A 20,098-nucleotide genomic window follows, 5' to 3' on the forward strand; every position below is an offset into this window, starting at 1 on the left:
TCGGGTATCGAGTCCGCAGTCGTACTCGAAAGGAGCGACATGACCGCTTTCTTTACCTGGGTCGGGACAATGCATCCCGTACTCCAGGCGGTCGTCGTGGTGGTGGCGTTCCTCGCCGTCATTGGTCTTATTCTTTTCTTCGTCGACATCGCTCCGCGTAGCGGGAAGATCTACACCTGGGTACGCCTCGCCATGTGCGTGCTTGTACCGGTGGCGGTTGTCGTCGTTTTCAACTCGGTATGGTGGGCGGCCATTGCAGCCGCAGTCATCGGAGCCATCCTCTTCTTGATCGATTACCGATCAAGAAATGGCAAGGGATACTTCATCCAATTGGTCGCGTTTCTGGCACCGGCCGGAATCTTGCTTCTCATCGGGCTCATCTTGCCCTCGATTCAAACGCTCGTTGCGTCGCTGATGAACTCCTCGGGGAAAGAATTCGTCGGATTCGAGAACTTCGTGTGGGTGTTCACGCAGCCCGACGGTATTCGCACGATTCTCAACACCATCGTGTGGGTGCTTATCGCTCCGACCGTATCGACGGCTGTTGGCCTCGCATATGCGGTGTTCATCGATAAAACGCGCGGCGAAAAGATCTATAAAGTGCTCGTTTTCATGCCAATGGCGATCTCATTCGTCGGCGCGAGCATCATCTGGAAATTCGTCTACGAGTACCGGTCGGCTGAATTCGCCCAGATCGGTATTTTGAACCAGATCATCGTGTGGTTCGGTGGCGAGCCTCAGCAGTGGTTGTTGGGGGCCCCCTGGAACACGTTCTTCTTGATCGTTGTGCTGATCTGGGTACAAACGGGTTTCGCGATGGTGATTCTTTCTGCCGCGATCAAAGGGGTTCCGATTGAGCAACTCGAAGCGGCAGAACTCGATGGCACCAACGCGTGGCAGCGTTTTTGGAACGTGACGGTTCCCGCGATCCGACCAGCCATCGTCGTGGTTCTCACGACGATTTCAATCGCATCTTTGAAGGTCTTTGACATCGTGAGAACGATGACTGGCGGAAACTTCGACACGTCGGTTATCGCGAACGAAATGTACACACAGTTCACGAAATTTGAGGCAGGGCGCAGTGCTGCGTTCGCAGTTGTGCTTTTCATCCTGGTGTTGCCGATCGTGATTTATAACGCGCGACAAATCAGCAAGCAGAAGGAGATCCGATGAGCGAGGTTATGCCGGTCGATCTTCCGCTCGACGACGAGACGAAAAAGGAACTCACCCGCGGTGAGCGTCAAGGCGAAAAGAGCCCTTGGCGAAAGGCGCGGCGAAAGCTCACCAACCCGTGGGCTTCCGTGGCATCCATCGTCATCGCCCTGTTGTGGACGATTCCTACCTTTGGGCTGCTGATCTCGTCGTTCCGGCCGGAACAGCAGATCAAGAGCACCGGATGGTGGACGTTCTTTACGAACCCCGAAGTCACCATCGACAACTACGTACAGGTGCTTCAGGCGGGAAACGCCCAACTGACGATGGCTGGCGCGTTCGTGAACTCGATCGCCATCACGATTCCGGCCACAATCGTGCCGTTGACGATCGCTTGCTTTGCGGCGTACGCGTTCTCGTGGATTGATTTCAAAGGGCGGGATGCGCTCTTTATCTTCATCTTCGCGCTCCAGATCGTTCCGATCCAGATGGCTCTCATTCCGTTGTTGAGCTCTTTCTCTCGCGGTCTCAACGTGGCCGGGCTTCAGATCACGGGTCCGCTGGATGTGTCCGGTGGCTATGCCCAAGTCTGGATCGCGCACTCGATGTTTGCGCTTCCGCTCGCGATTTATCTGCTCCACAACTTCATGTCGCAGATTCCCGCGGACATCATCGAGGCGGCACGCGTTGATGGTGCGTCACGGGGGCAGATCTTCTACCGAGTGGTGCTGCCGTTGACGATGCCGGCGATTGCTTCTGTGGCGATCTTCCAGTTCTTGTGGGTGTGGAACGACCTGTTGGTCGCTCTGATCTTCGCCGATGGGCCGGTTGCACCGATCACGAAGCTCTTGGCTGAGATCACAGGAACGCGCGGAAACGAGTGGCAGCTTCTCACCGCTGGTGCATTCGTTGCGATCATCGTTCCGCTCATCGTGTTCTTCTCGCTGCAGCGCTACTTCGTTCGTGGGCTCCTGGCCGGTTCCACAAAGGGGTGATTCCGGTCGGGTCAGTTTCGCTAGGGTGATCGTCAGGCAGACGGGGGACTTTAGTGGAACCGATGGGCACAGTAGTTGACGAGATGGTGACCGATCCGTCGGTTGGTCTGACCGACGGGGAGGTCGCCGATCGAGTCTCGGCGGGGCGAGTCAACGCCTACACGGCGGACTCGAGTCGAAGCGCGTGGAACATCGTGCGTGCCAATGTGTTCACCCTCTTCAACGGCATCGTCGGCGCTTGTTTTCTCGTGTTGCTCCTGGTGGGGCATTGGCGAGACGCTCTCTTTGGTCTTGCTGCGTTCGGAAATGCGATCATCGGTTGCGTCCAAGAGTTTCGCGCGAAATCGGCGCTCGATAAACTGGCGCTTCTCAACGCTCCGCAGGCTCGCGTGCTCCGTGAGGGTGTAGAGCGAGAGATCACTCCGGGCGAGGTCGTCATGGACGATGTGCTTGTTTTACGTGCGGGTGACCAGGTGCCAGCTGACGGCACGGTCGTCGCATCCCGAGGGCTGCAGATCGATGAATCGATGCTCACGGGAGAGTCGGATGCTGTCGACAAGCGTCCCGGCGATGAGGCGCTGTCGGGGTCGGTCGTCGTGGGCGGCGAAGGTGCCGCGCGCGTTGTGCGGGTCGGTGCCGATTCTTATGCGAATACCTTTGCGACAGAAGCGAAGCGCTTCTCGTTGGTTTCTTCTGAGCTCCGCACGTCGATTAATCGTGTCTTGAAATGGGTCGGCTGGGGGATCGGGCCGATTGGCCTTCTCGTGCTGAACGCCCAAATCATGGTTGCGGGTGGGTGGATAACAGCGTTCGAGACCGGCACGTGGGTACAAGCTGTCGTCAACACGATCGCGTCACTCACGGCGATGATTCCGCTTGGTCTTGTGTTGATGACATCGATTGCGTTCGCCGTCGGTGCCGCCAAGCTTGCGAGCAAGCAGGTGCTCGTCAACGAGCTTCCAGCGGTTGAGGGTCTCGCCCGTGTCGATGTGATCTGTCTCGACAAAACCGGAACGCTCACGGCCGGTGAGATCGAATTCGACGGATCGCACCCACTCCATCACAACGTCTCGGGCTGGGAACGCGTTTTGTCTTGGTACGGGGCAGCGCCCGACGCGAACGCGACTGCTCGCTGCCTGCAAAAGCCGTACCCCAACGTTGATCCGCTCACTCGTGCTGCATCGATCCCGTTTTCATCGGCGCGCAAGTGGAGTGCCGTGTCATTCTCAGACGTGGCGGGCACTTGGGTCTTCGGCGCACCCGAAATGATCTTCGGTGACGAAGCGAGCGACACATCAACGGAGCTCGGCGCTGAAGTTGTCTCTCTTGCGTCGCTCGGGCGGCGCACGCTTGTTTTGGGCTTCAGCCCCTCGAGTCTTGACCCAGACAGCGTCGAAGCCGAAGAACTGCCGTCGGGGCTGCGTCCGGTTGTCGTACTCACGTTTCGCGAGCAAGTGCGCGCGGATGCCGCCCAGACGCTGTCGTACTTTCGTGCTCAGGGCGTCGGCATCCGCATCATCTCCGGTGACAATCCGCGCACCGTCGCAGCGATTGCACGCGAAGTGGGCGTGGACGTCGCGGAAGGATACGACGCCCGGCTACTCCCAGAAGACGACGAAGCCCTGGCCGTCGTGCTCGAAACCGAGTCGGTGTTTGGTCGAGTCACTCCCGATCAGAAGCGACGGATGGTTGTGGCGCTGCAATCGCGTGGACACACAGTGGCGATGACCGGTGACGGCGTCAATGATGCTCTCGCTATCAAGACCGCCGATATGGGCATCGCAATGAACTCGGGAGCTGCGGCAACGAAAGCCGTGGCCCGCCTTGTGCTGCTCGACGGCAAGTTCTCGCATCTGCCTGACGTCGTCGCCGAGGGGCGACAGGTCATTGCCAATATCGAGCGGGTGTCGATGCTGTTTCTCACCAAAACCGCCTACGCGACAGCCCTCGCGGTGATCTTCGGTATCTTCGTGATCGAGTTCCCCTTCTTGCCGCGACAACTCTCGATCACCGACGGCCTGACGATCGGCATCCCGGCATTCTTTTTGGCTCTTATGCCGAATGCGCAACGCTACGTTCCTGGTTTCTTGAAACGGTCGCTTTCTTTCGCAATTCCGGCGGGAATCGTCGTCGCGCTCGCCCTCACGAGCTATGCCCTCGTCGCGAAGAGTCTTGGCGTGCACGAGCCCGAGCTGCGCACAGGCTCGACGATAATTCTGGCCATCGTCGGCATCTGGATTTTGACAGTGCTCTCTCGCCCGATCAACCGCTTCAAGGTGCTTGTGATCGGTGCGATGTTCATCGGCCTCGTCGGTATTTTCACGATTCCACTTGCTACGTCGTTCTTCGCGCTGGTCGATCCGGGGGAGGCAGGCGCCTACCTTCTTACGGCCGTGACTATCGGTGCGATTGGACTGCTCGAGGTGGTGCGCTTCGTGCACCGTCGCTACGTTGCGCGCGTGATGGCTACTGCTGAATAACCGCGTCAGGCAGGTGGGCCTTGCTCATCGGCCGGAAGTAGCGTGACGCCTGCGGAAGCCAAACAACGGCGACGACGAAAGCCTCAAGTAAGACCTGAACCGTCGCATACCAGTCCCAGCCGTCGGTCGTGACGATCGTCGTGACGTGGAGAGCTATCTGCACGCCAAGGTAGATCGTCACGAGCAGACGAGAAAGCCCGCTTCCGCGTGAGAGCGATGAGGCTACCGCCACCGTTAGCAGGCCGAAAAGGATGACACCCGCACCGAGGAGCGAGACCAACAGGACCTCATCTTTTGGCACTTGGTAACGGCTGAGAAGAATCAGGATGCCGAGCCCGGTGTTTGTCAGACCGCTGAGATAAACCAGCACGACGGCGATCGTGATGACCACTGGCCGTGAAGGTGGGGTTGGCTCGCTCACGCGACCATCCTGGCACGGACGCACTGCTCGCTCTAGAAGTGTCAATATTTCTTCGGGTGCCTGGAGCCTTTTCCGCGAGTTCCGGTAACATTGACACCTGCGCTCGAATCGTTTCGATGGCGCTGTCGACTTATGGCTTTGCTGCCGCCTCCTACGAATCTGAAGTGAATTTCGTCGTGCCTGATACTGACTCCGTGCCCACACTCACCGGCTCCCACCGCGTCCCCGCGCCACGATCGTCGAACTCTCCGACGGGTGCAATTCGGACGCTGGGATCGAACCCGGTGACGGCTCCGATCATGCTGCACCCGGGAGACGCTATCCCGGCTGCGCGCCGCGTGGTCTATATCGTTCTCCTCGGAGCACTCACGGCGCTCGGACCGTTCACGATCGACCTCTACCTGCCGGCGTTTCCGGTTCTCGAGGCGGACTTCAATACGACGGCCGCGGCGATTCAGCTGACCCTCACGGGTACAACGCTCGGTTTTGCCATCGGGCAGTTGATCGTTGGGCCGCTGAGCGACAAAGTCGGGCGCCGCGTTCCGCTGATCATCGTCACAGCACTGCATGTAGTTGCCAGCATCCTTGCTGCTCTTGCACCGTCGCTGATTTTGCTGGGTGTTGCACGCGTGCTGATGGGAATGGGAGCTGCTGCCGGTGGAGTGGTGGCAATGGCGATCGTGCGTGACCTTTTCGGTGGCAAGCGCCTCGTAGTGATGCTGAGCAGGCTCGCGCTGGTATCTGGCGTCGCGCCCGTTATCGCGCCGCTGATCGGTTCGGCGCTGCTTGTTGTGATGCCGTGGCAGGGCATCTTCCTCTTTTTAGCGTTCTATGGTGCGATCATGCTTGTGAGCACGGTGTTTTTAATACCCGAGACGCTCCCGCCAGCGCGTCGAAGCGGGCCCGGATCGGCCACGCTCCTGCAGCGTTATCGCAGCGTATTCAGTGACCGCATATTTGTCGGCGTGCTCATTATCGGCGCGATGACGTTCAGCGGGCTTTTCTCTTACCTTTCGGCATCGCCATTCCTTTTTCAGCAGGGGTTCGGGATGGATCCGCAGCAGTACGGCATCGTGTTCGCTGTGAACTCGGTCGGCATCGTGATCGGTGTGCAGACAGCATCCCGGCTTGCGGCGCGTTTTGGGCCGCAATGGGTGCTGGCGTTTTCGACAGCAGCCCTCATTCTGTCGTCTGCGGCGATCATCATTGGAGATGTCGCGGGCGGGGGGCTCTGGGCGCTCATGATCCCGCTGTTCATCTTTATGACCTCGTGTGGGTTCACATTCCCGTGCGTTCAGGTGCTCGCGCTTGACCGGCACGGCAAATCTGCTGGGACGGCCGCGTCGTTAATCGGTGCCGCCAACTTCGGTGTGGCGGGCTTCATCTCGCCCCTGGTCGGGTTGATTTCTGAGGGTTCGGGAATCACCGCGACAACGATGGCTTCGGTCATGGTCGGATGCGCTGCCATCGGTGCGATATCGCTGTGGTTCATCGTGCGGCCGCGCACTGTGGCGCAGCTCGCACCTTGAGAGGTATGCGTCGCGAACGGGGCATGATGGGGCGATGACAAGTGCAGCACCGGTATACCCAGCATTCCGTCAAACCCTGCTGCGGGTGCTGTTGCCGGTCGCGCTCGTATGCATCGCGTTGGCGTGCGGCCTCGGAGCGTGGACTCGCGCCCGTGGCCCCGTGCCGTTTGCCATCGATACAGCGTGGAATGACCTGCTCGCAGCGACTGCATCGCCGGTGTTGCTCTGGTTTGCCCAACTGATGAACACGGCAGGCGGTGTCTTCGTCTCGTCGGCCATCGTCCCCGTCGCAGGCGTTATCACCCTGCTGATAGTGCGGCGGCCGTGGGCTGCGGTCTACGTTGTAGTGACGTTGCTTGCAAGCAACGCGGCAGTGCAAATTTTCAAACACCTCTTCGGTCGCGCACGACCCGAGGACATCATCGTCGTCAGCGACTATGGGTCGTTTCCCTCTGGTCACGTCGCGAATGCGGCAACTCTCGCTGTGCTCCTTGCGGTGCTTGTGCCGCGAACATGGACCTACATCATGGGCGCGGTTTGGGTCGTGCTGATGGCGTTTTCGCGCACGTATCTGCACGCACACTGGCTCACTGACACCGTGGGGGGAGCGCTGGTAGGAGTCGGGGTGGCGCTTCTGATCACAATCGCGTTCTCCCGACTCCTGCCGAGACGCACATGGCGGCAGGCTAGTGAGGAGAACGCGTCGTCAGAATAGGCATCGTTGAAGTGTCGATGAAGGGATCTTCGTCTTGGTGTTCCACGAGTTCTCGTGCTTCTTCGACGGTTTCAACCGTGGGCACTGAGCCGAGCAGAGGCCGCTTGGCGGATTCTCGCATTGACAGCATCGCGATTGCTCCGAGCGCTGCGAAGAACATGATGTAGAACGCTGGCATGTACGTGTTGCCGGTGATCTCAATGAGTGCCTGGCTGAAGAGCGGCGTGGTGCCACCGAACAGCGAGACCGAGATGTTGTACGCGATTGCCATCGCGCCGAATCGTGATGCGGTCGGAAAAAGTGCGGGAAGAGCGGATGCCGATACTGCAACATAAAACGCCACGGGAATTGCCACCATGGCAAGCGCTATGAACACTGCCCACTCTTCGCCGATCTGCATGATGGCGAATGCCGGAATCATGAGCACGATCGTGGAGCCCGCTGCGATGAGATAGATCGGTTTTCGGCCGATCTTGTCGCTGAGCTTTCCGATAAGTGGCAGGAGAGCCGACATCACTATGAGGACGGGAACGGTTGCTACTGCGGCACCAAGGTTTGATACGCCGACTTCGCTCTCAAGGTAGGTCGGCATATAGCTCGTGAGCGCGTAGCCCGCTGTGTTCGTTGCGGCAACGAGAGCGATACCAATGAGCACCGTACGCCAGTGGTATCGAATGATTCCGACGATGCCGTGGCGTGCGAACGGGCTTTCGGGCGCAAGCGCGGTGCCGTTTTGGTCATCGCGCGCGGCTTCGAATGAAGGGGTTTCCGGAATGCGGAGTCGGAACCAGATCGCGACGATGCCGAGCGGGATCGCAACGAGGAAGGGGATGCGCCACCCGAAGTCGACCATGGCGGTTTCACCCCAGACGTTCGTTGTCACGATGGTCGTCAGAGCTACTACGGATGCTCCGGCGGCGAATCCAACGTAGGAGCCCACATCGAGCCACGATGCCCAGAACCCGCGGCTCTTGTCGGGGGAGAACTCTGAGACGTAGGTGGTTGCGCCGGCGTACTCACCGCCGGTGGAAAAACCCTGCACCATCTTGAGGAAGTACAGCGGCACGATCGCCCACAGTCCGATGGCGCTCGAGGTCGGAAGCACGCCGATGAGGGCAGTGGCGACAGCCATCATGGCCATTGTGAAGAAGAGGACTTTTTGGCGACCGATGCGGTCTCCGAGGGGACCGAGCACGAGTCCGCCAATAGGACGAACGAGGAATGAGATGGCGAACCCGAAGAGCGTGACGAGCAAACCCCATGGATCGGGAAGATCAGAGGTGAACACCACCGCGAGGGTGACCGCGAGGTATCCGTAAATACCGAAGTCGAACCACTCCATGAAGTTGCCCACGACAGTGCCACCGATCGCAGTTCGAATTCGTGACTTCTTGACGACGATGACATCGTCGACGTTGAGTCTCGGCGCTTTCACGTCTTCTTCGTTCGGCACTTTTCCTCCTGCTGTCGGGCCCGGTGGGCTGCTCGGGGCGCGGCAAGAGGCCGCGCCGGTGCGGACGCATCGCCTACTACTGTTGCGCATAATCTCTCACCGCGCACCGGCTCGCATCGCTCCACGCGCTGTTGTATCTCCGCGGTCGGTGAAGCCCTCGGGTCACCGAGTGGCGCGTTAGCATCGCGGTATGGCATCGAAGCCCCCGAAGACGAATATCGACGAAAGTCGCCTGCGCGTTACGAGTCCCAAGGCCGTTGCGGTGGGGATTCCTGGTGTCGCGCACGCCATGGAGACCTCGCTGTCGCAGATGGGGGTCGTCCGTACCGCCCAGACGCTGTTGCGTGTCAACCAAAAGGACGGCTTCGACTGCCCCGGGTGCGCGTGGCCCGAAACCGATCACCGTCACGTCGCGGAATTCTGCGAGAACGGCGCCAAGGCGGTCGCAGAAGAAGCGACAGTGCGTCGTGTTGCACCCGAGTTTTTTGCCGAGCATTCCATGGCCGAGCTCTCCGGCCGAGACGACTGGTGGCTGGGACAGCAGGGGCGCTTAACTCAGCCGATGATCTTGGATGAAGGCGCGACGCACTACCGACCCATCTCTTGGGATGACGCTCTCAGCGAGATCGCACAGGCACTTCGTTCTCTCGACGACCCGAACGAGGCGATTTTCTACACATCGGGTCGAACCTCGAACGAAGCCGCGTTCCTCTATCAACTGCTCGTTCGTGGTTTTGGCACCAACAACCTGCCCGATTGCTCGAATATGTGCCATGAGTCATCCGGTTCTGCCCTTACCGAGACCATCGGTATCGGTAAGGGCACCGTATCGATTGAGGACGTGCACACCGCGCAGCTGCTGATCGTTGCGGGTCAGAACCCGGGGACAAATCATCCGCGCATGCTGACCGCACTCGAGAAGGCGAAACAGCAGGGGGCAAAGATCATCGCGATCAACCCGTTGCCCGAGGCGGGGCTTCAGCGATTCGAGAATCCACAGACGCCGAAGGGGATGGTGCTTGGGGGTACGCAGATCGCCGATCAGTTCGTGCAGATTCGCCTCGGTGGCGACCAGGCGCTCTTTCAAGCGGTCGGAAAGTATCTGCTCGAGGTTGAAGCTCGCGACGGCGGTGTTCTCGACCACGAGTTCATATCGAGTCACACCTCAGGTTTCGAAGAGTACAAGGCTCATCTTGCGGATGCCTCGTGGCCAGAATTTGAGCAAGCCACCGGCATTGCCGAGGCTGAGTTGCGTGAAGTCGGGGAGGCCGTGCGCCAGTCGTCGTCGACAATCGTCTGCTGGGCAATGGGCCTCACCCAGCACAAGCATTCAGTGCCGACCCTCCGTGAAGTCGTGAACGTGCTGCTTCTGCAAGGGAACATCGGTCGTGCCGGCGCCGGGGTTTGCCCGGTGCGCGGACACTCGAATGTGCAGGGTGACCGCACGATGGGTATCTACGAGAAGCCCTCGGAGGAGTTTCTTGCGGCTCTTGATCGCGAGTTTGCATTCACGGCCCCGCGTGAACACGGGCACGACACCGTGGGCTCGATTCGCGCGATGCGGGATGGCAAGGCGCGATTCTTCTTGGGAATGGGCGGAAACTTCGCTTCGGCGACACCTGACACCGAGGTGACCGAGGCAGCGCTTCGTCGCCTCGACCTCACTGTGCAGATTTCCACCAAGCTCAATCGGTCACACGTCGTGACGGGAAAGCGTGCCATCATCTTGCCGACGCTTGGCCGCACCGATCGCGACCGGCGCGGAGGCGCTGAGCAAAAAGTATCGGTCGAGGATTCGATGGGTGCCGTGCACTCATCGCGCGGTCGGTTGGCGCCGCCGTCAGAAGATCTGCTGAGCGAAGTCGCGATCGTTGCGCGCCTGTGCGAACTCGTGTTCGGCTCGGATCGTGCCAACGCTCCGGCGGCCGACTGGAAAGCGCTTGAGAATGACTACACCCGAGTGCGTTCTCACATCGAACACGTCGTGCCGGGGTTCGGCGATTTTGAGAAGCGCATCGACAAGGGACACACGTTCTTTCTCCCGAACGGACCGAGAGACGCACGCACCTTCGCAACATCGGACGGTAAGGCGCACTTCACAGCCAATCGGCTCGAGTACACGCCCGTCCCGCGTGGGCGTCTCGTCTTACAGACGCTGCGGTCACACGACCAGTACAACACCACGATTTACGGCAAAGACGACCGTTATCGCGGCATTCATGGCGGACGCCGTGTGGTGTTCGTGAACTCAGACGACATCACTGCCCTCGGCTTCGTCGACGGTGAGATTGTTGATCTCGTATCGGAATGGTTAGACGCCGATGGCGCTATGCATGAACGGCGTGCCGAGAACTTCCGGATAGTTGACTACTCGACTCCGCGCGGAAATGCGGCGGCGTATTATCCCGAAACCAATGTGCTCGTACCGCTCGAGTCGGTCGCTGATGTGAGCGGAACGCCCACCTCGAAGTCGGTCGTCATCCGGCTCGAACATCGAGACTAGATCCGCAGCTACGCGAGTGTCGCCTGAGGCGCAAGCCCTGACACAACAGAGGTTCTAGCGCGTATCGTCGCCGTTATGCCAGACACCTCTTCCCCCACTGGTCGCGAGCCACAGCTCCACGCCATTCCTCGCGCCGACGGTAGTGCGCCGCGCGCCCTGGTCGTCGGTGCAACCGGCTACATCGGCGGACGGCTTGTCCCGCGGCTGCTGGCGGCTGGTTATCGAGTGCGGGTGCTCGGACGTTCCGCGAACCGCGTGGCGGCCTTCCCCTGGGGAGGCGAAGTCGACGTTGTCGAAGGATCAGCCGAAGAAAGTGATGCTGTGAAAGAGGCCGTCGAAGACGTGGACGTCCTCTTTTACCTCGTACATTCCATGTCGGCCGGCAAAGGTTTTGAAGAAACTGACCTGAACGCCGCTCACACGATCGCGGATGCAGCGGCCGCGGCATCCGTTTCGCGCCTCGTCTATCTCGGTGGGCTCCACCCCAACGATGTGGAGCTTTCGCCGCACCTGCGTTCGCGCGTCGAGGTCGGTGAGGTCTTCCTCGAGTCGGGGGTTCCCACGCTCGTGCTCCAAGCAGGAGTCGTCATCGGGTCGGGGTCAGCTTCGTTCGAAATGGTGCGACACCTCACCGAGGTGTTGCCCTATATGCCAGCGCCGCGATGGGTGCGAAACCACATTCAGCCGATCGCTGTTCGTGACGTTATGCACTACCTCCTTGGGGCAGCGCGTGTTGACGCCGATGTGAATCGGGCTGTCGATATTGGTGGCCCCGATGTGCTGAGATACGGGCAGATGATGAACGGGTATGCGGTCGAAGCAGGCCTTCGTCAGCGGCCGATTGCGTCGCTGCCCGTGTTTACTCCGGGGCTCGCATCTCACTGGGTGAATGTTGTCACCCCGATTCCGCGAGAGATCGCACGGCCGCTCATCGCTTCGCTCCAAAACGAGTGCGTGATGAAAAATCACGACGTTGACGAACTGATTCCGCTGCCAGAAGATGGGCTCACGACGTACCGTGGCGCAGTGTCACTGGCTCTCCGCAGGCTTGAAGCCGACGAAATTGAGACAAGCTGGCAGGATGCCGACCTCTCGGGTGTGCCGAGCGATCCGCTGCCGAGCGACCCGGACTGGGCCGGCCAAGTCGTCTACACCGACAAGCGCAGCGCGAAGACAACCGCGCCCGTCGACAAACTCTGGACCGTGATCGAGGGTATCGGTGGCGAAACTGGTTGGTACTCAAGCCCTGTGCTGTGGGCGATTCGCGGCTGGATGGATCGTTTCGTCGGAGGTATTGGTCTCGCTCGCGGTCGACGCAGCAAAGGTCGGTTGGGGGTCGGAGACGCCATCGATTTCTGGCGCGTCGAAGCCCTTGAGCCAGGAGAGCTGCTTCGCCTTCGTGCTGAGATGAAGGTTCCGGGCCTGGCGTGGCTCGAGTTGAGAGCGACCGCTGATGAAGAAGGTGGCTCTCGCTACGACCAGCGCGCGGTGTTCTTCCCGCGTGGGCTTGCCGGTCGGCTCTATTGGCTCTCGGTGCTGCCCTTTCACGGCTTCATCTTCCGTGGCATGGCAAACCGCATCGCGGCAGCAGCCGAAGCTGAGCCCACCGCTTAGCTTTCCGAAGCCAGCTCCCGCAGCCACACTCTCTCACCGTCGATACAGGTGAGCGTTGCGGCGAGACCGAGGTGACGCGCGACGGCTTCCGAAGCGTGGTGGTCGGGGTGTATTTCAGCGCGAACTATCCGTACTTGTTGCGACGCGAGCCAGTCGAGGACTGAGATGGCCGCTTCCGTCGCTGCTCGGCGACCCTGTTCTGTCGGCGAAATGAGCCACGCCACCGACGCGACCCGAATGTCGGTCTCAACCGTCATTGTCGCCTGCACGTAGCCGACCGCATCCCGTGAGTCCTTTCGTCTGACAATCCAGTTCAACCACGCGGCGTCGCCCGAGGGGGAGTACCCGACGGATTGGCGTTCGCAGCGCACACGCAACTCCTCGACAGAGGGCGGTTCACCGCCGGTGAATGCGTAGAGCGACTCGTCTGCCAGTACGGTTGTGAGCTCGTCAGCGTGATCCGGAGACAACGGCTCGAGAATGAAACGCGCGGTTTCGAGCGCAATCGCAGTGGGCCATGTCACGTGTTGATCTTCTCAGGTGTACCGCTAGCGCTACTCTTGTCGCGTTCTGATTTGCAGCGTTGGTGGGCAGGGAGCGAAAGCATGAGTGTGACCGGAATCGGAGGTATCTTCTTCCGCAGTCGAGATCCAGAGACGCGCGCTGCGTGGTATCGCGAGCATCTCGGCATCGAGGCCGGTTCTGAAAGCATCTGGCAGCAGCAAGAAGGACCTACGATCTTTGCGCCGTTCCCGGCTGACAGCGACTACTTTTCGGCCGATCAGCCGTTCATGCTCAATCTCCGCGTCACCGATCTCGATGCACTTGTGTTGTCGCTAGAAGCAGCGGGCATCGTTGTCGAACGCCGTGAGGAATGGGATGCCGCGGGCTTCGGTCGCTTTGCTCGTCTTCATGACCCCGAAGGCCTACCTATCGAGCTCTGGGAGTAGCGGAGCTACTCTTCGTTGGCGTTCCAAGATTCGGCCGCAACTCGGCGGAAGTTGCCGCCGACCACCGCCTCAATATCGCTCGGCGACCACCCTTCACCGGCGAGATGCGAGGCGAGCGTTACGAAAGTTTCTGGCGACATCCACTCGATCGCGCCCCACCGCGTGTAGCTTTCGTCGAAGACTTCGGGAGTGCGTGCAATCTCCTCACGGAAGTCTACGTAGTCGAACGAGTAGTCCGAGCTGACGCCCGCGTGCTCGATGCCGACGAGTTCAACGATGTACTCGAGATGGCGGGTCATGGCCGTGAGCGTCGGAGTGTTGGGGCCTAAGAAAATACCCACACCGGTGATGCCCACGACGCCGCCCGTGTCAGCGCACGCTCGCGCCTGGTCATCGGTGATGTTGCGCGGATGCTCCCACACGGCGCGCATACAAGAGTGGCTGTAAATCATCGGCTTTACCGAAACGGCGCACATATCGAGGCCCGTGCGCGCGCTGCAGTGAGACCCGTCGGGCACCATTCCCGCCGCGTTCATTTCTCGCACAAGGTCACGTCCCCAGAGCGTGAGCCCGGTGTCGTCGGCGTCGAGGCAGCCGCACCCAGCGCGATTCTGGTGGTTATATGACGGCCCAAGCGTGCGGACGCCCAGATCTACGAAGCGTCTCACATTATCGAGGTCGTCGGCGAGGGGCCGCGAGTCTTCGAGGTCGAAAGCAATCGCTAATTGACCAGCGGATGCCGCCGAGACAATGTCGCCAACACTACGAGCGAGCGTGAAGCCGGCCATCGACTCAACCTGCGAGCGGAACGACGCGAGTAGCTTCACGGAGTCTTCGTGGGTGTGGAGCGAATACCCGACATTGAGCGAAATAAACCCGCCGTGTGCGTCTTCGTAGCGCGAGAGCTCGCCGAGATCAGCATCCACCGACAGCGCAACGCACGAATGTTGATCCCACACGAGAGACATCTTGTCACCGCGTTGCCAGCATGGCGACGCACGCGCCGACCGTGCTGGCCGGACCATAGGCTGTATCTCATGCAACGCACTGCCCTCGTCGTGACGGTTTCAGATCGGTCAGCGGCGGGAGAACGCCCCGACGCGAGCGGCCCGATCGCCGTCGCTGCACTCCGCGAGGCGGGCTGGACCTGCGACGAGCCGGTTGTGGTTGCCGACGGTGCCGACAGCGTCGAGGTGGCACTTCGTGACGCGCTCGCCGCGGGGGCTCGGCTTATCGTGACCACCGGGGGAACCGGAGTTTCGCCGCGAGACGCGACCCCGGAGGGCACCGCCCGCGTGCTTACACGTGAGATTCCTGGGATCGGCGAAGAGCTCCGCCGTCGCGGAGTGTTAGAAAAGCCAGCGGGGATGCTGACTCGAGGCCTCGCGGGAGTTGTCGACGAAGACAACGCGCTGATCGTGAATCTTCCCGGTTCCACAGCAGCTGTGAGGTCGGGGATGCCCGTGATTCTTTCCGTTGCCGGTCACGTGATCGACCAGCTGAGTGGGGGAGACCACTGATGAATGCCGTGCGTATTGCCCGAATTAGCTCTGACCCGCTCAACCTCGATGAGCATCTTCTCGCGGTTGACGACGATTCGGCCGGAGCTGTGACGACGTTCGTTGGGCGCGTCCGCGATCACGATCCGGATGCCGCAACCGCTGTCGTCGCGTTGGATTATTCAGCTCACCCCGATGCCGCGGCCGCCTTGCTTCGCATCGCTGAGGACGCCACGGGTGACACTGGAGCGCTCGTTGCGGTGAGCCACAGGATTGGCCGTCTCGAAGTGGGCGACGCGGCCGTCGTGATCGCCGTGGCATCCGCTCATCGTGGAGTGGCGTTCGATGTGTGTCGAGCAGTGATCGAGTCGATTAAAACTGGCCTTCCGGTGTGGAAGCGCCAGGTTGAAGCCGATGGCACAACGGCGTGGAAAGGCCTCGGGGGCTGATGGCTGAGCCTGCAGGCGGGGCCACCCGCCGTATCGAACTGCGACTGCATAAACCGTGGTTTGCGCTCTATGCCGGCGTGAGGCCGACGCTCGTTATCGAAGGTCGGGGCCAGCCTGTGCAGTGGGGAGTCGGTACGTGGCAGGTCGCTGCGGATCGACCGGTGAACCTCGGAATCTTTCTCTTCAATCGCGTGTGGCGCTTCGGTCAGGCCGAGTTCACGCTGCGACCGGAACACTCATCCGCACTGCTCTACCGGGCGCCGGCTCTGCCTTTTCGTCACGGCCGGCTTCAGCTGAAAAGCGACGATTGATTAGCCCCCGGCAAAAGGCGGGAGCACATCAACCACAGCGTCATCGGTGAGTACCGTGTCGTCCTCGACACGCGATCCATCAACGAGAACAGCGCACTTCGGCAAAATGCCGCCGAGACCCGGGCGCTCGGTCGCGAGCGCCGAGCGCAGGTCGCCGAGGGTGGCGTCGCTTCGGGCTTCTTGGGTTCGACCCGCGGCCTCTTCAGCTGCGGCAAAGTAGCGGACGAGAGCCATTAGACATCCTTCTTTTCTGTCGTGGCAAGAGCTGTGATCTCGGCAACAGCCGCGCGAACCTGGTCGGGCGTGCCACCCTGGCGGCCAGCGACAAGACCTGCCGCGAACGCACTGAGGGGCGCTGCGGGACGAGCAACACCGGCGGCGACATCACGCGCCAGATCGAGAATCAGCGCCACCGGTAGGTCTTCACGCCTGATCGAAAAATGCTTGCACAGCACTTCAGCCCACTCATCGAGAGCTTCGGGCGGGAGCGTTCGCTGCGGCTCGGTCATGAGGGATCCTCTCGAGTGTCGACCTGCAGTTGTGCCGTCTCGACATCCTGCCAGGTGTCCACGTCTGCGACCACATGGTCGGGGGCTGCGATCACGGCGATCGCCAAGTCATCGAGCAGCGCTCGCATAGAGGCGTTCCGGCCGGCATCGGGCAGAGCGGATGCCGCAGCTACAAGCGCGGGTGTGCGGTAGGCCCCAATCATCCACTGCGGGCGCGAGGCGGTATCGCCGAGACACACTCCGTCAGTGTCGCCGGGCAACAGGGCGATGGCGTCCGTGAGCATCGCCCCGGCAGCATGTGCCTCGAGCAGGTCGCACGCCAGAATGAGTGTCCATTCCGAATCCGTCGTTCCGGCGGCCAGCGCTGCAACGGTTGCGGCTGCTGGTCCCGTAAAAGGCGGATCTTCGCGAACCCACGTGATGCCGACTGCTTCGTCCGTCGAAAGTTCGGGACCCACTGCGGTGATACTTTCGCATCCCGCTGCACGAGCCGCGGCGATCGCTCGATCCAGCAGTGTTTGCCCATCGCGCGCAAACAGCTGTTTTACGGCGCCGTCGAGCCGCGCAGCGCGTCCGCCCGCGAGCAGGATTGCGTTGATATTCACTCTTCACCGGGCCGTTTCCATGGCCCGGACTTTCCGCCTTCTTTGGCAACGATTCGCACGTTCTCGATCGAGGTGGCTTTGTCCATGCCTTTCACCATGTCGACGATGGCGAGTGCTGCAACCGACACGGCGGTGAGGGCTTCCATCTCGACGCCGGTACGGTCAGCCGTCCGAACGACAGCTTCGATTGCGACGCCCTCGTCGCCGAGGTCGAGGTCGACGACGACTCCGTGCACTCCGATCACGTGGGCGAGAGGCAGGAGCGCGGGGGTTTGCTTCGCACCCTGAATGCCGGCGATACGTGCAACCGCGAGCACATCGCCCTTTGGTGCCGTGCCGTCGCGGAGGGCTGCCACAACATCGGGGGAGCAACGCACGAAGCCGCGGGCTTTCGCTGCACGAACTGTGGGCTGCTTAGCTGTGACATCAACCATGCGGGCGTGGCCCGCGGCATCCAGGTGCGTGAAACTCATGACACCAGCATGACATTGACGAACGTGCCGACGGCGACCTCTGCGACCTCCGCCGCGACAACTGCATAGGCCTCGGCGCGCGCCAGTCCGCCGGCGAGGTGCGATGCACCCGAAGTGGCAGGGGCAACTGTCCACCCGGCGGGGTCGGTGCGATCGATCACAACGGGAAGATACTGGCGTCGGCCTGGAGGGGTCCGCCACGCGGCGCTCGTCTGCATCCGCAGCACCGGGCGTTGCAGCTCGGTGCGACCTTGCATCGCGAGGAGCGCGGGGCGCACGAAAACCTCGAAAGACACGGCCGAACTCACAGGGTTTCCGGGGAGCCCGAACAGGAGAACGCCGCTTGCGAGCTGGCCAAAGCCCTGGGGCTTTCCTGGCTGCATTTTGACCTTCGAGAACGACATCTCGCCGCCGGGGCCGAGCGCAGTCTTTACGACTTCGTACGCTCCGGCGCTGACACCGCCGGAGAAGATGACGGCGTCGGCGCCGCGGGCTGTGGCATCCGTGAGTGCACGACGGAGGCTCTCATCATCGTCGGGGACGCTCGTTCGCAGCACCAGATCGGCGCCCGCGTCCGCTGCAAGGGCCGCGAGCAAGGTGCTGTTGGACTCGGGAATCTGTCCGCGGCGGAGCGGCTCGCCAGGCGAGACAAGCTCAGAGCCGGTAGAAATAACGGCGACACGCGGGCGCCGCGAGACCACAAGCTCTGGGACACCGGCAGCCGCAGCAGCGGCGGCTTGGAGTGCGCCGACTTCGATTCCGGCGGGCATGACCTCGTCGCCGCTGTGGGCATCGCCGGCGCGCAGGCGCACGTGTGCGCCGCGTCGCGCTGGAGCTGCCAATACTTCGATTTCACCGAGGGAGTCGTCGAGTCCGCCCGTGGTCTCTTCGAAGGGCACGATAGCGTCGGCGTCTGTCGGAAGCGCCGAGCCCGTCATGATGCGGGCGGCTTCGCCGTCTCTCAGACGCGGGTCGAGATCGCTGCCGGCGGGAAGATCAGCAACAACCTGCAGTCGCACGGGATGATCGGCGGATGCCCGAGCCACATCGCTCCAGCGAACAGCAAAGCCGTCCATGGCTGAGTTGTCGAAAACTGGGATGTCGACCGCCGCCCGGACAGGCTCACGAAGGGTGCGTCCAGCCGCCAGGTCGAGAGAGACTTTCTCCGTCTCAACGAGGCGGACGGCTGCCAGGATGCTGGCGAGGTGGTCTTCTACGTCGAGCATCTCGTTCATACGGTCTGTTGCGCTTCGCTCTGGGCCTCGCGCCACGCCACCATGCCACCTGTCAGCACGGATGCCGCAACCCCGCGTCCGCGCAGCAGGTCAGCTGCCCGTTGGGCGCGCATTCCGCTTTCGCAGACGACGACGATCGGCCCGCTGCCCGCCCGGTTCGGATCATCGAGCAGTTCGGCGAGGGGTAACTCGATCACGTCGGGGATGGTGCCGTTCGCGGTTTCGCTGGGCTCTCTTACATCGATCAGCACTGAACCTGAGGCTTGGGCTTCGAGCGCGCCCGCAACAGTGACGTGTGGCGCTTTAACTCGCGACGCTGGCTCTGGCGCGCGCGTCCATCGCATGCGGGAGGAGCGGAGTGTTACTTCGCTTTGGCGCGCGCGCATGCTGTCGATCACGAGGATGCGCCCGAGGAGAGGTTCGCCGATACCGGCGATGAGCTTGATGGCCTCAATCGCCATGACACCGCCCGCCTGCATGCACAACGCCCCGAGCACGCCTACATCGGCGCACGTCGGTACTTCGCCGACACTGCCATCGGGGTAAAGGTCGGAGAGGACGATGGGTTCAGTGCCCTTGGGCGGGTTCGACCAAAAGACAGTGACCTGCGCGTCGAACCCTTGCACTGTGCCCCAGACGAGCGGCACCTGAAGCTCTTCGCACGCTGCCGCGATCGCGTGGCGTGTCTCGAACGTGTCGGTGCCATCGATAACGACATCGGCGCCGGCAAGTTCTTCGCGGGCGTTTTCTGCGGTGAGGCGCACGCGGCGCGCACGCACCGTGGTTTCTGGTGCGAGGTCGCTGGCGACTCGGATCGCGCTCTCGACTTTGGCAGCACCTATATCGCCACGGCGATGCATGATTTGACGCTGCAGATTGGTGTGCTCGACGACGTCGTCGTCGATGACGGTGAGCATCCCGACGCCTGCCGCAGCAAGGGCGAGAACGCTGGGTGAACCCAAGCCGCCTGCGCCGACAATTGCGACGTGGGCGGCCGATAGCCGGCGCTGGCTGATGTCGCCGAATCCAGCGAGCACGGTGTGGCGCGCGGTGCGGGTGCGCTCGCTCGCGCTCAGTTCGGCGACGGGCTCGACAAGGGGTGGCAAGGGCATGTTCCCAGAGTAATCCCGTGCCACTGCTGCGGATCCGCTGCTTACATTGGTGCCGCTTGAGCGGAAAAAAAGTTAGCCAAGATCCGTAAAAGC

At 61.5% G+C, this 20,098-nt stretch carries 21 protein-coding genes; 11 read left to right on the forward strand and 10 right to left on the reverse strand.

Annotated features, from left to right (window positions below; translation table 11 throughout):
- The first annotated feature begins 39 nt into the window (after positions 1-39).
- The 3 genes from FHS06_RS08015 to FHS06_RS08025 all read left to right on the forward strand — a co-directional run bounded on the left by FHS06_RS08015 (position 40) and on the right by FHS06_RS08025 (position 4,627).
- The gene (locus FHS06_RS08015; protein ID WP_167048236.1) at positions 40-1,173 is read left to right on the forward strand and encodes a carbohydrate ABC transporter permease; all 1,134 of its coding nucleotides are present in this window, start codon (positions 40-42) and stop codon (positions 1,171-1,173) included.
- Positions 1,170-2,147, forward strand: a complete 978-nt coding sequence (locus tag FHS06_RS08020) for a carbohydrate ABC transporter permease (RefSeq protein WP_167048238.1) — start codon at positions 1,170-1,172, stop codon at positions 2,145-2,147. Before FHS06_RS08015 ends, FHS06_RS08020 begins: the two co-directional genes overlap by 4 nt.
- 62 nt (positions 2,148-2,209) lie before the next feature.
- On the forward strand, positions 2,210-4,627 hold the full coding sequence (locus FHS06_RS08025; RefSeq protein ID WP_243845423.1) for an HAD-IC family P-type ATPase: 2,418 nt from the start codon (positions 2,210-2,212) through the stop codon (positions 4,625-4,627).
- On the opposite strand, the gene FHS06_RS08030 is transcribed toward FHS06_RS08025, so the two are convergent.
- On the reverse strand, positions 4,614-5,048 hold the full coding sequence (locus tag FHS06_RS08030) for a hypothetical protein (protein WP_167048240.1): 435 nt from the start codon (positions 5,046-5,048) through the stop codon (positions 4,614-4,616). The two genes, FHS06_RS08025 and FHS06_RS08030, sit on opposite strands and share 14 nt — an antisense overlap.
- 176 nt (positions 5,049-5,224) lie before the next feature.
- On the opposite strand from FHS06_RS08030, the gene FHS06_RS08035 reads away from it, so the two are divergent.
- Positions 5,225-6,577, forward strand: coding sequence for a multidrug effflux MFS transporter (locus FHS06_RS08035; RefSeq protein WP_375138698.1), 1,353 nt, complete (start codon positions 5,225-5,227; stop codon positions 6,575-6,577).
- Between the two features lie 34 nt (positions 6,578-6,611).
- Positions 6,612-7,292 carry a phosphatase PAP2 family protein gene (locus tag FHS06_RS08040; protein WP_167048243.1) on the forward strand — a complete coding sequence of 227 codons (681 nt, stop codon included), beginning with the start codon at positions 6,612-6,614 and terminating at the stop codon, positions 7,290-7,292.
- Here the strand turns inward: FHS06_RS08040 and FHS06_RS08045 are convergent.
- A complete protein-coding gene (locus tag FHS06_RS08045) occupies positions 7,264-8,835 on the reverse strand; it encodes an MFS transporter (RefSeq protein ID WP_167048245.1) in 1,572 nt (523 codons plus the stop codon). The genes FHS06_RS08040 and FHS06_RS08045 overlap by 29 nt on opposite strands.
- A 100-nt stretch (positions 8,836-8,935) precedes the next feature.
- Here FHS06_RS08045 and FHS06_RS08050 point away from each other — a divergent pair, with 100 nt between their 5' ends.
- Together FHS06_RS08050 and FHS06_RS08055 are read left to right on the forward strand one after the other, a co-directional pair.
- Positions 8,936-11,248: an FdhF/YdeP family oxidoreductase gene (locus FHS06_RS08050; RefSeq protein WP_167048247.1), complete on the forward strand. Its 2,313-nt coding sequence runs from the start codon at positions 8,936-8,938 to the stop codon at positions 11,246-11,248.
- 75 nt (positions 11,249-11,323) lie between these two features.
- Positions 11,324-12,862: an SDR family oxidoreductase gene (locus FHS06_RS08055; protein WP_167048249.1), complete on the forward strand. Its 1,539-nt coding sequence runs from the start codon at positions 11,324-11,326 to the stop codon at positions 12,860-12,862.
- Here FHS06_RS08055 and FHS06_RS08060 read toward each other — a convergent pair.
- Positions 12,859-13,386 carry a GNAT family N-acetyltransferase gene (locus tag FHS06_RS08060; protein WP_167048251.1) on the reverse strand — a complete coding sequence of 176 codons (528 nt, stop codon included), beginning with the start codon at positions 13,384-13,386 and terminating at the stop codon, positions 12,859-12,861. The two genes, FHS06_RS08055 and FHS06_RS08060, sit on opposite strands and share 4 nt — an antisense overlap.
- Positions 13,387-13,467: 81 nt before the next feature.
- On the opposite strand from FHS06_RS08060, the gene FHS06_RS08065 reads away from it, so the two are divergent.
- Positions 13,468-13,812: a VOC family protein gene (locus FHS06_RS08065; protein WP_167048253.1), complete on the forward strand. Its 345-nt coding sequence runs from the start codon at positions 13,468-13,470 to the stop codon at positions 13,810-13,812.
- A gap of 5 nt (positions 13,813-13,817) precedes the next feature.
- Here FHS06_RS08065 and FHS06_RS08070 read toward each other — a convergent pair whose 3' ends face one another.
- Complete coding sequence (locus FHS06_RS08070; RefSeq protein ID WP_167048255.1) at positions 13,818-14,780, reverse strand: dipeptidase; 963 nt, start codon at positions 14,778-14,780, stop codon at positions 13,818-13,820.
- Positions 14,781-14,849: 69 nt separating this feature from the next.
- Between FHS06_RS08070 and FHS06_RS08075 the strand changes: the two genes are divergently transcribed.
- Genes FHS06_RS08075 through FHS06_RS08085 form a run of 3 tightly spaced genes read left to right on the forward strand, consistent with a single transcriptional unit; the run spans position 14,850 to position 16,071 of the window.
- Positions 14,850-15,332: a MogA/MoaB family molybdenum cofactor biosynthesis protein gene (locus tag FHS06_RS08075; RefSeq protein ID WP_167048257.1), complete on the forward strand. Its 483-nt coding sequence runs from the start codon at positions 14,850-14,852 to the stop codon at positions 15,330-15,332.
- Positions 15,332-15,760, forward strand: coding sequence for a molybdenum cofactor biosynthesis protein MoaE (locus FHS06_RS08080; RefSeq protein ID WP_167048259.1), 429 nt, complete (start codon positions 15,332-15,334; stop codon positions 15,758-15,760). Before FHS06_RS08075 ends, FHS06_RS08080 begins: the two co-directional genes overlap by 1 nt.
- Complete coding sequence (locus FHS06_RS08085; RefSeq protein WP_167048261.1) at positions 15,760-16,071, forward strand: hypothetical protein; 312 nt, start codon at positions 15,760-15,762, stop codon at positions 16,069-16,071. Before FHS06_RS08080 ends, FHS06_RS08085 begins: the two co-directional genes overlap by 1 nt.
- On the opposite strand, the gene FHS06_RS08090 is transcribed toward FHS06_RS08085, so the two are convergent.
- The 6 genes from FHS06_RS08090 to FHS06_RS08115 are packed head-to-tail and all read right to left on the reverse strand — an operon-like array spanning position 16,072 to position 20,005.
- Positions 16,072-16,305 carry a MoaD/ThiS family protein gene (locus tag FHS06_RS08090; RefSeq protein ID WP_167048263.1) on the reverse strand — a complete coding sequence of 78 codons (234 nt, stop codon included), beginning with the start codon at positions 16,303-16,305 and terminating at the stop codon, positions 16,072-16,074.
- The gene (locus FHS06_RS08095; protein WP_167048265.1) at positions 16,305-16,580 is read right to left on the reverse strand and encodes a DUF6457 domain-containing protein; all 276 of its coding nucleotides are present in this window, start codon (positions 16,578-16,580) and stop codon (positions 16,305-16,307) included. The genes FHS06_RS08090 and FHS06_RS08095 overlap by 1 nt, the downstream gene beginning before the upstream one ends.
- Positions 16,577-17,185 (reverse strand): molybdenum cofactor guanylyltransferase, encoded by a 609-nt coding sequence (gene mobA, locus FHS06_RS08100; RefSeq protein ID WP_167048267.1) that lies wholly within the window; start codon positions 17,183-17,185, stop codon positions 16,577-16,579. The genes FHS06_RS08095 and mobA overlap by 4 nt, the downstream gene beginning before the upstream one ends.
- Entirely contained in the window at positions 17,182-17,658 is a 477-nt protein-coding gene (gene moaC / locus FHS06_RS08105; protein WP_167048269.1) for a cyclic pyranopterin monophosphate synthase MoaC, read from the reverse strand. The genes mobA and moaC overlap by 4 nt, the downstream gene beginning before the upstream one ends.
- Complete coding sequence (locus FHS06_RS08110) at positions 17,655-18,893, reverse strand: molybdopterin molybdotransferase MoeA (protein WP_167048271.1); 1,239 nt, start codon at positions 18,891-18,893, stop codon at positions 17,655-17,657. Before FHS06_RS08110 ends, moaC begins: the two co-directional genes overlap by 4 nt.
- On the reverse strand, positions 18,890-20,005 hold the full coding sequence (locus FHS06_RS08115; protein WP_167048273.1) for a ThiF family adenylyltransferase: 1,116 nt from the start codon (positions 20,003-20,005) through the stop codon (positions 18,890-18,892). Before FHS06_RS08115 ends, FHS06_RS08110 begins: the two co-directional genes overlap by 4 nt.
- Positions 20,006-20,098 lie beyond the last annotated feature (93 nt).

Origin of the sequence: Microbacterium halimionae (genome assembly GCF_011761265.1) — a bacterium.
In the GTDB taxonomy this organism is placed as follows: domain Bacteria; phylum Actinomycetota; class Actinomycetes; order Actinomycetales; family Microbacteriaceae; genus Microbacterium; species Microbacterium halimionae.